13 protein-coding genes are annotated in these 14398 nt (G+C 70.8%); 7 read left to right on the top strand and 6 right to left on the bottom strand.

Features of this window, described 5'->3' with window-relative positions; genetic code table 11:
* Nucleotides 1-143 precede the first annotated feature (143 nt).
* The 3 genes from RV986_RS18230 to RV986_RS18220 all read left to right on the top strand — a co-directional run bounded on the left by RV986_RS18230 (nucleotide 144) and on the right by RV986_RS18220 (nucleotide 3602).
* A complete protein-coding gene (locus RV986_RS18230) occupies nucleotides 144-2093 on the top strand; it encodes a S1C family serine protease (RefSeq protein WP_475918419.1) in 1950 nt (649 codons plus the stop codon).
* Nucleotides 2094-2284: 191 nt separating this feature from the next.
* Nucleotides 2285-2764 carry a sec-independent translocase gene (locus RV986_RS18225; protein ID WP_475918418.1) on the top strand — a complete coding sequence of 160 codons (480 nt, stop codon included), beginning with the start codon at nucleotides 2285-2287 and terminating at the stop codon, nucleotides 2762-2764.
* Nucleotides 2765-2945: 181 nt separating this feature from the next.
* Nucleotides 2946-3602 (top strand): hypothetical protein, encoded by a 657-nt coding sequence (locus RV986_RS18220; RefSeq protein WP_475918417.1) that lies wholly within the window; start codon nucleotides 2946-2948, stop codon nucleotides 3600-3602.
* 127 nt (nucleotides 3603-3729) lie between these two features.
* Here the strand turns inward: RV986_RS18220 and RV986_RS18215 are convergent, their stop codons facing one another.
* The 3 genes from RV986_RS18215 to RV986_RS18205 are packed head-to-tail and all read right to left on the bottom strand — an operon-like array spanning nucleotide 3730 to nucleotide 6759.
* Nucleotides 3730-4863, bottom strand: coding sequence for an Mrp/NBP35 family ATP-binding protein (locus RV986_RS18215; protein ID WP_475918416.1), 1134 nt, complete (start codon nucleotides 4861-4863; stop codon nucleotides 3730-3732).
* 44 nt (nucleotides 4864-4907) lie between these two features.
* Nucleotides 4908-5492, bottom strand: a complete 585-nt coding sequence (locus RV986_RS18210; RefSeq protein WP_475918415.1) for a DUF1003 domain-containing protein — start codon at nucleotides 5490-5492, stop codon at nucleotides 4908-4910.
* Entirely contained in the window at nucleotides 5482-6759 is a 1278-nt protein-coding gene (locus RV986_RS18205) for a magnesium transporter MgtE N-terminal domain-containing protein (protein WP_475918414.1), read from the bottom strand. The genes RV986_RS18210 and RV986_RS18205 overlap by 11 nt, the downstream gene beginning before the upstream one ends.
* Nucleotides 6760-6984: 225 nt before the next feature.
* On the opposite strand from RV986_RS18205, the gene RV986_RS18200 reads away from it, so the two are divergent.
* Complete coding sequence (locus RV986_RS18200) at nucleotides 6985-7743, top strand: hypothetical protein (RefSeq protein ID WP_475918413.1); 759 nt, start codon at nucleotides 6985-6987, stop codon at nucleotides 7741-7743.
* Between the two features lie 42 nt (nucleotides 7744-7785).
* Here RV986_RS18200 and RV986_RS18195 read toward each other — a convergent pair whose 3' ends face one another.
* Nucleotides 7786-8331 (bottom strand): hypothetical protein, encoded by a 546-nt coding sequence (locus RV986_RS18195; protein WP_475918412.1) that lies wholly within the window; start codon nucleotides 8329-8331, stop codon nucleotides 7786-7788.
* 98 nt (nucleotides 8332-8429) lie between these two features.
* On the bottom strand, nucleotides 8430-9542 hold the full coding sequence (locus tag RV986_RS18190) for a magnesium and cobalt transport protein CorA (RefSeq protein WP_475918411.1): 1113 nt from the start codon (nucleotides 9540-9542) through the stop codon (nucleotides 8430-8432).
* 563 nt (nucleotides 9543-10105) lie between these two features.
* On the opposite strand from RV986_RS18190, the gene RV986_RS18185 reads away from it, so the two are divergent.
* Entirely contained in the window at nucleotides 10106-10690 is a 585-nt protein-coding gene (locus RV986_RS18185; RefSeq protein WP_475918410.1) for a suppressor of fused domain protein, read from the top strand.
* Nucleotides 10691-10870: 180 nt separating this feature from the next.
* Here RV986_RS18185 and RV986_RS18180 read toward each other — a convergent pair whose 3' ends face one another.
* Nucleotides 10871-12124: an MFS transporter gene (locus RV986_RS18180; protein ID WP_475918409.1), complete on the bottom strand. Its 1254-nt coding sequence runs from the start codon at nucleotides 12122-12124 to the stop codon at nucleotides 10871-10873.
* A gap of 211 nt (nucleotides 12125-12335) precedes the next feature.
* On the opposite strand from RV986_RS18180, the gene RV986_RS18175 reads away from it, so the two are divergent.
* Both RV986_RS18175 and RV986_RS18170 read left to right on the top strand, forming a co-directional pair.
* Nucleotides 12336-12977 (top strand): DUF6758 family protein, encoded by a 642-nt coding sequence (locus RV986_RS18175; RefSeq protein ID WP_475918408.1) that lies wholly within the window; start codon nucleotides 12336-12338, stop codon nucleotides 12975-12977.
* Between the two features lie 326 nt (nucleotides 12978-13303).
* Nucleotides 13304-14161: a PHP domain-containing protein gene (locus RV986_RS18170; RefSeq protein WP_475918407.1), complete on the top strand. Its 858-nt coding sequence runs from the start codon at nucleotides 13304-13306 to the stop codon at nucleotides 14159-14161.
* Nucleotides 14162-14398 lie beyond the last annotated feature (237 nt).

Raw genomic sequence — 14398 nt, 5'->3', positions numbered from 1 at the left:
TCTGACCCGCCCTCTGCGCCCCGGCTCCGGAACCTGGTTGAATCCAGGGTGGGTCGCGTCCGCCGGAGGGACTGTCGGACGCGGAGTCGACAAACTGCGGTGACCGTCGGCGAGTTGTGCCGCGGGCCAGGTGTGGGGAGAGCATGAACGAGGGGAAGCCCACGAAGGCGAAGTGGTGGAGCCGGCCCCGACCGGTCCGCCCGGAGACCGGCGAGGTGGGTCCGGTCGAGGGCATCTCCGAATCCGCGGGGGACCGTGCGTCCGAGGGGCACTACGCCTCCGAGGGACACCAGACGTCCGAGGGCGGCTACGCGTCCGATCGTGACTACGCGTCCGAGAGCGGCTACACGCCCGACCGTGGCTATGCGCCCGACGGTGACTATGAGTTGGACCGGCCGTCGGTGGGCGACGCCTCCCCGGGCGACGCCCCCTCCGGGTTCGGCATCGGTGCCGACAGGGGTGTCGACAGGGGTGCCGACACCGACGGCGACTTCGAGCTGGCTCGTCCCGCGGCGGCTCGGCGGGGCGATCCGCCGGACACCGGGGCGTTCGGAGAGCCGACGTCCGACGCCGTGCCCGCGGGCGAGGCCCAGGACGGTGCCGTGCCCGCCGAGGGACAGGTTCCCTCCGACCGTCCTCAGCCCCTGCACGACCCCGACCCCTACAGCACCCCGCCGTACGGCGAGCCGGGCCCCTGGGCGCCCGCCCCGCCGGTCCAGCACCCGGCCGCCACCACCGCCACGTCCGCGAACGGCACGCCCGCGCACGCCACGCCCGCTCCTGGGCCCGCTTTCCCGCCCGGGGCGCCCCTCCCGGCCGGAACCCCGGCGCACGGCACCTCCATGCCCCCAGGCCCGCTCCCGGCCCCGTACACGAGCACCCCGCGCCCCACACCCACCCCCTGGCAGCACTACGACCCCTGGGCCGCACCCGGACCCCTCCAGCAGAACGGCGCGGCGGCCGTCGAGACGAAGGCACAGCGGCGCAGGAGGGCGAGGAAGACGCTCGTCCTCGGGGCCGTGCTGCTCGCGGTCGTCTCCGGGGGCGTCGGCGGCGCCGTGGGGGCCTATCTGGAGCGCAACGGCGGCGTGGACGACGTGACGCTGCCGCAGGCCGCGAAGGAGGCACCGGGGCGGGCTCCGGACAGCGTGGCCGGGATAGCGGCCCGTGCGCTGCCCGGCGTCGTCACCCTGCATGTGCGCGGCTCCGACGAGGAGGACACCGGCACCGGGTTCGTACTCGACACCCAGGGTCACATCCTCACCAACAACCACGTGGTCGCGCCGGCCGGCACCGGCGGCGGGATAACCGTGACGTTCAGCGGTGGCGAGAGCGCCGAGGCCACGGTCGTCGGGCACGACAGCGGGTACGACCTCGCGGTGGTCAAGGTGTCCGGGGTCGGCGGGCTCCGGCCCGTGCCGCTGGGCAACTCCGACAACGTCCAGGTGGGCGACCCCGTCGTCGCCATCGGCGCGCCCTTCGATCTCGCCAACACCGTCACCTCCGGGATCATCAGCGCCAAGGAGCGGCCCATCACGGCGGGCGGCGAGAAGGGCGACGGGAGCGATGTGTCGTACGTCGACGCCCTGCAGACCGACGCACCCATCAACCCCGGCAACTCCGGCGGCCCTCTCCTGGACTCCCAGGCCCGCGTGATCGGCATCAACAGCGCCATCCGCTCCGCCGACAGCGGCACCGATCTGCAGGGCGCCCAGGCCGGTTCCATCGGCCTCGGTTTCGCCATCCCGGTCAACCAGGCCAAGCGCGTCGCCGAGGAACTGATCAACACGGGCAGGGCCACCCATCCGGTGATCGGTGTGATGCTCGACATGAACTACACGGGTGACGGCGCCCGGGTCGGGACGAAGAGCGGCGGTGGCGCGCCGGTCACCGCGGGCGGCCCCGGCGCCAGGGCGGGCATCAAGGCCGGGGACGTCATCACCGAGGTCGACGGCACGCGCGTCCACTCCGGCGAGGAGCTGATAGTGAAGACCCGCGCCCACCGCCCCGGCGACCGGCTCCGGCTGACCCTCCGGCGGGACGGCGCGGAGAAGCGGGTGACCCTGGTGCTCGGCGCGGCCGACAGCAACTGACACGAACTTCACAGAAGAGGCCACCAGCACCTCCCTGAGCGGCAAACATCCGGGAAAACTCATCGTGTACACGAACCCGGAAGCCCCGGGACAGTTCCGGACGGACGGGATCGGCGGGTACCGTGGACCCGGCCCGGACCACGGAAGACCTGCCGAGGGCCGAGGACCGAGGACATCGCAAGGAGTTTCAGGTGTTCAATGACGTAGGACCCCTTGAGCTGGTGACGCTCATAGTCCTTGCCGTGCTCGTCTTCGGTCCGGAGAAGCTCCCGAAGATGATCCAGGACGTCACGCGCACCATTCGCAAGATCCGTGAGTTCTCGGAGAGCGCCAAGGCGGACATCCGTGAGGAGCTCGGACCGGAGTTCAAGGACTTCGAGTTCGAGGACCTCAACCCCAAGACGTTCATCCGCAAACAGCTGGACAACGACGAGCTGGGGCTCAAGGAGATCCGTAACGGCTTCGACCTGAAGAAGGAGATGGCCGAGGTCACGGACGCGGTCCACAGCCGCGACGCCGACGCGTCGTCCTCCTCCTCGACCCCGGCGACGCCCTCCTCATCCTCTTCGCCTTCTTCTTCCGGTTCTTCCGGCGGTGTGGTCGACATGACCAAGAAGCCCGAGAAGAGCGACCCGGACGACCGCCCGCCCTTCGACGCGGACGCCACCTGAGCCGTACCCGTAGTCGCGTGACACGGCCTGGGAACGGCGCGTGCGCGACCCACGCGCCGGGTGCATTCCCTGCTGCTCGGAGCGGTGTGGCTATGCTGCCCAGTTGTTGTGCGGACTGTTGAGGACGCCCGAGGGGGGCGGGCCCGCCCGGTCCGACGAGAACAAGGAGGCGTCCGGGCAGATGGAGACGACAAGTCGGGTAGGCGCGCAGGCGCCGGCTGCGGAGGGCGGACAACAGGTCCCCTTCGCCCGGCGCACGGTCGACGGCTACCTGCTGGCGCCCTTCCCGTGGTACGGCCTCGACGAGGCCTTCACGGGGCCGCGCTGGCTGATGCAGGTCGGTACGTCGGCGGACGGTGCCGTCGAGCACGGTTCGATCGGGCACGGGGAGGAACCCTCGGTGCGCGGTGAGTCGACGGAGGACAAGGAACGCTTCGCGGTCGTGGTGACCGTCGCGGCCAGCCCCTCGCGCCGCAGCGCGGACGGTACGGGCCTCCTGGAGGCCACCTCGGTGTCCTCCGCGGCCTGGCTGGCCGGTGTGGGGCTGTTGTCCTTCACCTGGCCCGGCCAGATGGACCACACCCTGCGGGACGACTGGCTGGACCAGCAGACCGAGACGGCGTGGGTCCTCGCGGACGACCTCGACGGGTCCCACTGGTCCTCGCTGTCCCTGCCGGTGGACGGCGTTCCGACGCCCTTCCACTACCGCGAGTCCGAGTTCGGCTGGGTCCTCGCGGGTTCCACCCAGGAGGGCGTCCATGTGGGCGCGTACGGGCGGGGCATGAGTGCGTACGGGCTGGGCTTCGCCGTGATCAAGGACATCTCGGCGTACGCGTGACGGTGCCCTCTGGGAGGGGGACGGGAACGCGGGCCGATGTGGGACTGTCGGGTCGTTCGGCGGCTGCGCGTCGTTCGTGGCTGGTCGCGCAGTTCCCCGCGCCCCTTTGGGGCGCGGGGGCAACTGTCTAGAACTTGTTCCTCGGGGTGATGCCCAGGGACATGCCCGAGAGGCCTCGCTGGCGGCCTCCCAGCTTGCCGGCGATCGCGAGCAGGGCGGAGCCCGCGGGGGACTCGGGGTCGGTCAGGACGACCGGCTTGCCCTCGTCGCCGCCCTCGCGGAGGCGGACGTCGATCGGGATGGAGCCGAGGACCGGGACCGTGGCGCCGGTGGTGCGGGTCAGGCCGTCGGCGACGGACTGACCGCCGCCCGTGCCGAAGACGTCGACCATCTCGCCGCAGTGCGGGCAGGGCAGGCCCGACATGTTCTCGACCACGCCGACGATCTTCTGGTGGGTCTGGACGGCGATGGAGCCCGCGCGCTCGGCGACCTCGGCGGCCGCCTGCTGCGGGGTGGTGACGACGAGGATCTCGGCGTTCGGGACCAGCTGGGCGACGGAGATCGCGATGTCGCCCGTGCCCGGCGGGAGGTCGAGCAGCAGGACGTCCAGGTCGCCCCAGTACACGTCCGCCAGGAACTGCTGGAGGGCGCGGTGGAGCATCGGACCGCGCCAGACGACCGGCGCGTTGCCCGGGGTGAACATGCCGATGGAGATGACCTTCACGCCGTGCGCGGACGGCGGCATGATCATGTTCTCGACCTGGGTCGGACGGCCGTCCGCACCGAGCATGCGGGGCACCGAGTGCCCGTAGATGTCGGCGTCCACGACACCGACCTTGAGGCCGTCGGCCGCCATCGCCGCCGCCAGGTTCACCGTCACCGAGGACTTGCCGACGCCGCCCTTGCCGGAGGCGACCGCGTACACGCGGGTGAGCGAGCCCGGCCTCGCGAAGGGGACCTCGCGCTCGGCCTGGCCGCCGCGCAGCGCGGACGTCAGGTCCTTGCGCTGCTCGTCGCTCATCACGTCCAGGGTCACGTCGACGTGGGTGACGCCCTCGACCGCCGAGACCGCCTCCGTCACGTTCTTCGTGATGGTCTCGCGCATCGGGCAGCCGGAGACGGTGAGATACACGGTGACCGCGACCGTGCCATCCGCACCGATATCCACCGACTTGACCATCCCCAGCTCGGTGATGGGTCGCTGGATCTCGGGGTCGTTCACTGTCGCCAGTGCTTCACGCACCGCGTCTTCCGTAGCCATAGGGTCGATGGTACGGCGCCCGGCCCAGGGCCCGGAAAGCCCCGTCAGCGGTCGTCTACGTCACGTCGCGGTGACCTTTCCGCCGGGAATACGACCCGGCCGTCGGTACGGTGTTCCTCCAGCTCGCTGACCAGGTCGTGGAGCTCGGAGCGGATCCAGTCGCGGGTGGCGACCTCGCCCAGGCCCATGCGCAGGGCGGCGATCTCGCGGGTGAGGTACTCGGTGTCCGCGATCGACCGTTCGTTCTGCTTGCGGTCCTGTTCGAGGTTGACCCGGTCGCGGTCGTCCTGCCGGTTCTGGGCGAGCAGGATCAGCGGGGCGGCGTAGGAGGCCTGCAGCGACAGCATCAGGGTCAGGAAGATGAACGGGTAGTTGTCGAAGCGCAGGTCGCGGGGCGCGCTGACGTTCCACACCACCCACAGGATGATGACGACCGTCATCCAGACGATGAACCGCCCGGTGCCGAGGAAGCGGGCGATCCGCTCCGACAGCCGTCCGAAGGCCTCCGGATCCCATTCCGGCAGCAGCCTGCGGCGCGGCGGCATCGGCTGGTCCAGGCGGGTGCGGGGCCGGGTGGTGGCGGTCGCCCCGGTGGCGGCCCGCTCGCGCGTCTCGCGCTCAGGTGGCATGGGGCTCCTCCTCCGCGAGGTGGAACTCCGTCTCGCGCCAGTCCTCCGGCAGCATGTGGTCCAGTACGTCGTCCACGGTCACCGCGCCGAGCAGCGAGCCGCTCTCGTCGACGACGGGCACCGCGACCATGTCGTACGTGGCGAAGAAGCCCGCGACGACGGGCAGCGCCGCGTCCGGCGCGAGCGCCTGCAGATCGCCCTCGAGGATCGAGCTGACCAGCGTGTACGGCGGGTCGCGCAGCAACCGCTGGAAGTGAACCGTGCCCAGGTACTTACCGGTCGGTGTCTCGTCCGGCGGGCGGCACACGTACACCTGCGCGGCGAGCGCGGGGGACAGGTCGGGGTTGCGGACCCGGGCCAGCGCATCGGCGACCGTGGCGTCGGGCCGCAGCACGATGGGTTCGGTCGTCATCAGACCGCCGGCGGTCCGTTCCTCGTACGCCATCAGCCGCCGTACGTCGGCCGCCTCGTCGGGCCGCATCAGCATCAGCAGCCGCTCCACGTCCGCCTCGGGCAGCTCGGCGAGCAGGTCGGCGGCGTCGTCCGGGTCCATCGCCTCCAGGACGTCGGCCGCGCGCTCCTCCTTGAGCTTGCCGAGGATCTCGATCTGGTCGTCCTCGGGGAGTTCCTCCAGGACGTCGGCGAGCCGGTCGTCGTCGAGTGCGGCGGCCACCTCGCCGCGCCGCTTGGGGGAGAGATGGTGCAGCACGTTGGCGAGGTCGGCGGCGCGCAGCTGCTCGAAGGTGGCCAGCAGGCTCTCGGCGCCCTGTCCGTGCTCCTCCAGCGAGAACCCGGTGACGGCGGACCACTCGACGGTCATCGTCTCGCCCTTGGTGCGCCGGAAGGTCCCGCTGCGGCCCTTGCGCACGAAGACCCGGTGGATCTCCCAGTCCCGCCGGGCCTGACGCTGCTGGACGGACACGTCGAGCACGGTCACTTCCTCGTCCGTGTCGACGAGCCGTACCCGCCGGTCGAGCAGTTCGCCGAAGACGAGGCGCTCGGTGGGCCGCTGCTCGAAGCGCCGTACGTTCAGGACTCCGGTGGTGATGACCTGGCCGGACTCGATGCTGATCACCCGGGTCATGGGCAGGAAGATGCGCCGCCGGGTGGACAGTTCGACGACCAGCCCGAGCAGCCGGGGCGGGCGCCGTCCGACGCGGAGCATGGCGACCAGGTCGCGCACCCGGCCCACCAGGTCGCCGCTCGGGTCGAAGACGGCGACACCGGCGAGGTGCGAGACGAAGATCCGGGGGGCGCCTGCGGCCATGCCCGGGCCTCCTTCTTTCCGTGCTGCCCCCGTACCTGCTCCGCTGACTTTCTCCGTACGCGTGTTTGATCCCGCTCTGTCCGCTCGGGTGGGCTTCAGGCTAGCCCGTCCCGGTCGGATACGCCCTGGTGAGCGGTCCGGACGGACTGGCTCCGCCGGACCGGGGAGGCACCGGTACGCTGCCGTACGGCGTGGAGGACCCCCGTATGAAAGGCAGCCCCACCTGTGACTGCGATTCCCCAGGGCCGTACCCGCAGGGCCGCACTGGTGAGCGCGATGTGCGCACTGGTCGTGACGGGGACGGCACTGACGGGGTGCGGAGGCGCGGACCCGGACGCGGGCACGAACGGGGTGGGCAAGCTGTCCGCCACCGAGATTCAGACGAAGTCGCGCACGGCGGCCACGTCCGCCCGGACGGTACGGCTCTCCGGAAGCGTGGTGTCGAACGGGCGCACGTACAAGCTCGACATGCGCCTGAAGTCCGACGGCGGCACCGGCTCGGTGACCGCGGAGGGGGCGAGCTTCCACCTCCTGCGGGTCGGCGAGCACCTCTTCCTGAAGGCCGGCGCGGAGTTCTGGAGCCACCAGGACGGCACGAGCGACGCGAGCTCGGCGGACACCGCGGCCGCCGACAAGCTCGACGGCAAGTATGTGAAGGTCCCGAGCGGTGACCCGGCGTACAAGCGTTTCATCAGTTTCACCGACAAGGACGTCCTCCTCGACGGTCTGCTCACCCTGCACGGCACGCTCGCCACGGACGGGCATCACGAGCAGTCCGGCGTCCGCACGATCCGTATCACCGGGGACAAGGGGGCGGGCGGCGCCCTCGACGTCTCCCTGAAGGGCACCCCCTACCCGCTCCTGCTGGTCCGCGCGGGCGACACGGGCACCCTGCGTCTCACCGACTGGGGCCAGGACTTCACCCTCGCGGAACCGGCCAAGGACGAGACCGTGGACTACGGCAAGCAGCTGCCCGCGTCGTAGCCCACGGCGAAGTCCGTGTCGTGGCCTGCCGGTGCCACCGCCCTACGGGCGGCGTGCCCGCTTCTTGAAGAGGAGGCGGGGGACGGCCGCCGGGACCGGCTGCCGGGTGGTCGCCGGGGTCGGCAGCGGCGCGGCGGCCAGGGAGCCGTCCGGCAGCGGGTGCGTGCCCGCCTGGGGCTCCAGGCGCAGCACCCGGCACTCGCGGGCCCAGCGGGCCGGCACCGCCTCGCCGTCGGGCGCGTTCAGGCGCTTGCCCTTGAGCTCGCCGACCGCCGCCTCCCACGCGGGGGAGCCGGGCGGGAGCTCGACGACCTTCGCCGTCCAGGTGACCAGCCGGCCCCCCTTGTCCTTGCTGCGTACGGTGACGACCGCGCCGCCCCCGTCGACGAGCCCCGGCAGCGGCTGCTCGCCGGGCCCGTCGCCGACCAGGCACGCGGCGCCGTCGTGCCAGATGTGCCACAGGGCCCGGGTGGGCCTGTCGGGCTCCGGGGCGTCGGATGTCGGCGCGGCGGCGCTCCGCACCCAGATCAGCCCGGACTTCTTCGTGGCTTCCTCGACGAGGGCCCGGTCGAGCAGCTGTTCCGTCATGGCACAAGCGTAGCCAGGGCCGCTCGGGAGCCCGCCGAGAGTCGCTAGACGGCCCCGCGGGAGTCGCTGGACAGTCCGGCGGAAGTCGCCGGGCGCGCTCAGAGCCAGCCGTTGCGCTTCAGGATCCGGTGGATCGACAGACACATCCCGACCGTGGCGCCCAGCACCAGCGGGTAGCCGAACTTCCAGTGCAGCTCCGGCATGTAGTCGAAGTTCATGCCGTACACGCCACAGACCATCGTCGGTACGGCGATGATCGCGGCCCAGGAGGTGATCTTGCGCATGTCCTCGTTCTGGGTGACGGACGCCTGCGCGAGGTTGGCCTGGAGGATCGAGTTGAGCAGCTCGTCGAAGCCGAGGACCTGCTCCTGCACGCGGGCGAGGTGGTCGGCGACGTCGCGGAAGTACTTCTGGATGTCCGGGTCGATCAGCCGCATCGGGCGCTCGCTCAGCAGCTGCATGGGGCGCAGCAGCGGGGAGACCGCCCGCTTGAACTCCAGCACCTCGCGCTTGAGCTGGTAGATACGGCCGGCGTCGGTGCCTCGGGGCGTGCCTTTGCGCCCCGGTGAGAACACCTCGGTCTCCACCTCGTCGATGTCGTCCTGCACGGCGTCCGCGACCGCGATGTACCCGTCGACGACGTGGTCGGCGATCGCGTGCAGCACGGCGGAGGGGCCCTTGGAGAGCAGCTCGGGGTCGTCCTGGAGCCGGTGCCGCAGTGCCCGCAGCGAGCCCTGCCCGCCGTGCCGGACGGTGATGAAGAAGTCCCGCCCGATGAAGCACATGACCTCGCCGGTCTCCACGACCTCGCTGGTGGCGGTGAGTTCGTCGTGCTCGACGTAGTGAATGGTCTTGAAGACGGTGAACAGGGAGTCGTCGTACCGCTCCAGCTTGGGCCGCTGGTGGGCCTGCACGGCGTCCTCGACGGCCAGCGGGTGCAGTCCGAACTCGCCCGCGATACCGGCGAATTCGGCCTCGGTCGGCTCGTGCAGACCGATCCACACGAAACCGCCGTCGCGGTGCACGAGGCGCATCGCCTCCTGCGGCGTCAGCGGCTCACGGGTCCGGATGCGGGCGCCGTCGCGGTAGACCGCGCAGTCGACCACGGCGGAGTTGGTCCCGGGGTCGCGGGTGGTGTCGTACGAGCCACTGTCCTTGCGGAGCGAGGGACGCGGGCGGACCGCGGCGCGGAGGTCACGGATCATCGACATGGGGCAGGCTCCTTTTCGCAACGGAGGCCGCCTGCGACGGTTGAAACTACCCGGAATGGGGACGTCCTGACTGCGGATGTTTGGCACGTCCACAAAGCGGGGAGCACCGCACCGTCGCGGTGGCAGCTTCGCTACTGATTCAGATCAGGCAGATCGGCCGGATCGGATGGATCAGACGGATCAGTCGGAAACGAAGCGCTCTTCCGTGGTGCACCGGGACAACGCTGACACGTATGCACACATTTGCGGGAGGCAGCAGCCAGTAAGGCTAAAAAGCCAGCGGAACCAGCTACGGAACTCAGCGACCGGAAGAGCGGGTGGTACTGCACGGTCGACTTCGGTCCATTGCAGCCCCACCTCCTCCGGTCGGTCCCCCGTGAGGGACGAGCCATCCCCCGAGGGGGAGTCTGTCTCCCTCCATAGGGGAGCCAGATCAGTGTCAGTGCGTCGGAGCTTGAGAGCGACGCTTCTGCGTGCTGCCCCGACCAGCGGCCAAGACTATCAGCGCACTGAAGCGTCAAGCCGCCCCTTTGCCCGTTACTGACGAGTTCTATGCTCAGCTCATGGCTGATGTTCTTCCTCTTGTCGAGGCCCGGTTGCGCTCCGCGCTGGGCGAACCCGACGCGCGCGCCGCGGTCACCTTCCTCGGCACCGACCGTGTCGAGGTGCTGCGCTTCACGGAGGGCGACATCGTCCGCTACGCCACGCTCGGCATGTCCGCCCAGCCGATGGCGGACCCCACGGCGGTCCTCGCCGATCCGGTGAAGGGCCCGCGCGCGGAGCTGGTCCTGTCGGTGCGCGCGGGCGGCGCCGACACCGACAAGGTACTCCGCCCACTCGCCGTGCTTGCCGCGTCCCCGCAGGTCGAGGGGCTGATCGTGGCCCCGGGTGCCTCGCTCGACGTGGGGGAGCCGCTGTGGCCCGGCGCACCGTTCACCTCCGTCCTGGTCGCGGAGTCCGGCGGGCTGATCGAGGACCTGGAGCTGGCGGAGCCCGCCGATCCCGTACGTTTCCTGCCGCTGCTCCCGATGACGCCGAACGAGGCCGCGTGGAAGCGTGTGCACGGCGCGGGGGCTCTCCAGGAACGCTGGCTGAGCGGCGGAACGGACCTGCGCGATCCCCTGCGCAGGTCCGTTCCGTTGGACTGAGACGGCCTTTCCGTCGGCCTGGGGCCGGGTCATCTCCTGGCCGAAAAGAGTCAGTTGACAAAGTCGGTGGCACTGTCTCCGAGCGGTTCGGTCGACGCTTCGGACAGTCCGTTGACGCTTCGAACTACGGTCAGTTGGCGAAGTTCGAACTGCGGTCAGTTGGCGAAGTTCGACCGGTGGTCAGTTGGCGAAGACGGTGACGCTGTCCTCGGTGGCGTGCCGGGGCTCCAGCTCCTGGGCCTCGTGAGTGAGCGCGTCACGCCGTACGAAGACCACCACCGCGCCGAGCACCGCGGTGAGGGCGGCGACCACGAACGGGATGTGGATGTCGCTCCACTCCTCGATCTTCGGCGCGAAGTAGGGGGCGGCCGCGGCGGCGAACCACCGGACGAAGTTGTAGCCGGCGCTCGCCACCGGTCGCGGCGCGTCCGACACGCCGAGCGCGAGCTCGGTGTAGACGGTGTTGTTCACGCCGATGAAGGCACCGGACAGGATCGTGCAGACGACGGCCGCGGTGTGGCTGCCGTACCCGAGCACGAGCACGTCGGCGGCGAGCAGCACCAGGGAGCCGCCCAGCACCTTCAGCGAGCCGAACCGCGCCTGCATCCGCGGTGCCACGATCACCGAGAACACGGCGAGCAGCAGACCCCAGCAGAAGAACACGGCGCCCGACTTGTAGGGGGTCATGTTCAGCACGAACGGGGTGAAGGCCAGCACGGTGAAGAACGTGTAGTTGTAGAAGAACGCCGACACGGCCGCCGAGGCGAGACCGCCGTGGCCGAGCGCCTTGATCGGGTCGAGCAGTGAGGTCTTGCGCGCGGGCTTCGGCTGCTCCTTCAGGAACACCGTGACGCACAGGAAGCCGATCGCCATCAGGAACGCGGTGCCGAAGAACGGGTAGCGCCAGCTGGCGTTGCCGAGCAGTGCGCCCAGCAGCGGTCCGCACGCCATGCCGAGGCCGAGCGCGGACTCGTAGAGCAGGATCGCCGCGGCGCTGCCTCCCGCCGCCGCGCCGACGATGACGGCGAGAGCGGTGGACACGAAGAGCGCGTTGCCCAGGCCCCAGCCGGCCCGGAAGCCGACGAGTTCCCCGACCGAGCCGGAGGTGCCCGCGAGTCCGGCGAAGACCACCACGAGCGCGAGGCCGAGCAGCAGGGTCCTCTTGCCGCCGATGCGGCTGGAGACGAACCCGGTCACCAGCATCGCGACCGCGGTGATCAGGAAGTACGAGGTGAAGAGCAGCGAGACCTGGCTCGGGGTGGCGTCCAGGCCCTTGGCGATGGAGGGCAGGATCGGGTCGACGAGCCCGATGCCCATGAAGGCGACGACGGATGCTCCGGCGGTCGCCCAGACGGCCTTCGGCTGATGCAGGATGCCGCCCGCGCCGGCGTCGAATGTGTCCCCTTCGGCGGGGCCTCCCGTGGTGCTGGTCATGCTCGCTCCTCTACTTGCGTGTGGAGAGTTCCTCGGCCGCTGACCCTCGGCCGTCGCGCGTCGCCCGTCGGCCGAGATCGTTGGCGTATACACATAATAAGTTAGGTGGGCTAATTAGTGCAAGTAGCATCTAGTTTCATCAGGTGACGGCACGCGCCGGACGGGTGATCGTCCTTGACGCGGCGAAAGACGGGGAGGACCGTGGGGCTCTATGAGGGGCGAACCCAGTTGCCCGAAGTGTGGTGGCCGGGTCAGGGCTCCCGGCCTTTTTGCCGACTCGTGGCAGTGCGATGTGCACGGGACCGTGCATCCGCTGCAGCCCGTGATCCCGCCCAGCGTCGAGGCCCTCGGTGTGGTGGTGCACCGCGCCCAGGTGCCGGTGTGGATGCCGTGGCCGCTGCCGGTCGGCTGGCTGTTCACCGGCGCGGCCTTCGCCGGTGACGACCGGAGCGGGGGGCGCGCGACCGCCGTGGCCTGCTCGGGTCCCGGACCGCTCGGCGGCATAGGGGAGCTGATCCTCGTCGCCGAGGAACTCGGCGTCGGCCTCGGCGCGCGGTACGCGGGCATGGACGGGCCCGACCCGGGGCCGTACATGAACGTCGAGAAACCGCCCCAGGCGAAGGTCCTCGCGGCCGGCCGGCCGACGCCGCTGTGGCATGTGGCCGAGTCCCCGGACGACCGTGCCGTCTTCGCGGGCGAGGCGCGCGGGCTGTGGCTGTGGGCGGTCGTGTGGCCCGAGCAGTCGGGGCTGCTGATGTACGACGAGCTGGTGCTGACGGATCTGCGGGACGCGGGGGCGGAGATGGATCTGCTGCCGTGCGGGGCGTTGTCGCCGCGGATTCTGGAGCCGTAGCGTTTCACTGGGATTGGCCGGTGGGGCGGCGGGTTGGTGCGTTGGTGCGTTGGTGGGTCGGTGGGTCGGTGGGTCGGTGTACCGGGGTGGGGGCGGGGTCCCGGGGTTCGTGGGTTGGTCGGGTCGTGGGTTGGTGGGTTGGTGGGTTGGTCGGGTCGCGGGTTCGTGGGGCCGTGCGGGTTGTCGTGGGCTGAGCGCGCAGTTCCCCGCGCCCTGACGGGCGCTCGTAGGGGGTGCTCGGTGGTTGCAGGTGTGACAGAGGTGGTTCGGATTCCCGTTACCCTTGAGCGGTCCCGTCCGTTCCGTTACCGCCTGGAGTCCGCGTAGTGCGCATAGACCTGCACGCCCACTCCACCGCTTCCGACGGTACGGACACCCCGGCCGAGCTGGTGCGCAACGCCGCCGCGGCCGGACTCGACGTCGTCGCGCTGACCGACCACGACACCACCCGCGGACACGCGGAGGCGAAGGCCGCGCTGCCGGAGGGGCTCACCCTCGTCACCGGCGCCGAGCTCTCCTGCCGCCTCGACGGCATCGGCATGCACATGCTGGCCTACCTCTTCGACCCCGAGGAGCCCGACCTGCTCGCCGAGCGCGAGCTCGTGCGGGACGACCGGGTGCCCCGGGCCCAGGGCATGGTCGCCAAGCTCCAGGAGCTGGGCGTGCCGGTCACCTGGGAGCAGGTCGCGCGCATCGCGGGCGACGGATCCGTGGGGCGGCCGCACGTCGCCTCCGCGCTGGTCGAGCTGGGGGTTGTGGACAGCGTCTCCGACGCCTTCACCGAGGACTGGCTGGCCGACGGCGGCCGGGCCTACGTCCCCAAGCACGAGACCGACCCCTTCGAAGCGATCCGCCTCGTCAAGGCCGCCGGTGGCGTGACCGTCTTCGCACACCCGGCCGCCGCCAAGCGCGGCCTGACCGTGCCGGAGTCAGCGATCGCCGAGCTCGCCGCCGCCGGGCTGGACGGCATCGAGGTCGACCACATGGACCACGAGCCCGCGACCCGGGCGCGGCTGCGGGGACTCGCGGCCGACCTGGGGCTGCTCGCCACGGGGTCCAGCGACTACCACGGCAGCCGCAAGACATGTGTGCTCGGGGAGTTCACGACCGACCCCGAGGTGTACGGGGAGATCATCCGGCGGGCGACCGGGGCGTTCCCGGTGCCGGGTACCGGCGGAGCCTGAGGCCCGCCTTCACTCCCGCGGATCCCGGCGGGTCGCTGTAGGTCTCCCCTAGGTCTCCTAGGTCTCTCTCTAGGTCCCGGCTAAGTCCCCCAGATCCCGGCGGGTCCCCGTGGGTCCCGACAGGTGCCCGGCAGGTCCCGGCGAGTCCCCTGGTGTGGGTCCGTTCTCGGACACCCGGCGCTGTCGGCCGGGCGCCCCGTTCCGCCCGGCGGAACGCCCTTTCCCGGCGGTGGCGGC

This window comes from Streptomyces sp. RLA012 (genome assembly GCF_056270325.1).
This window is presented reverse-complemented; position numbering and strand designations above follow the sequence as displayed.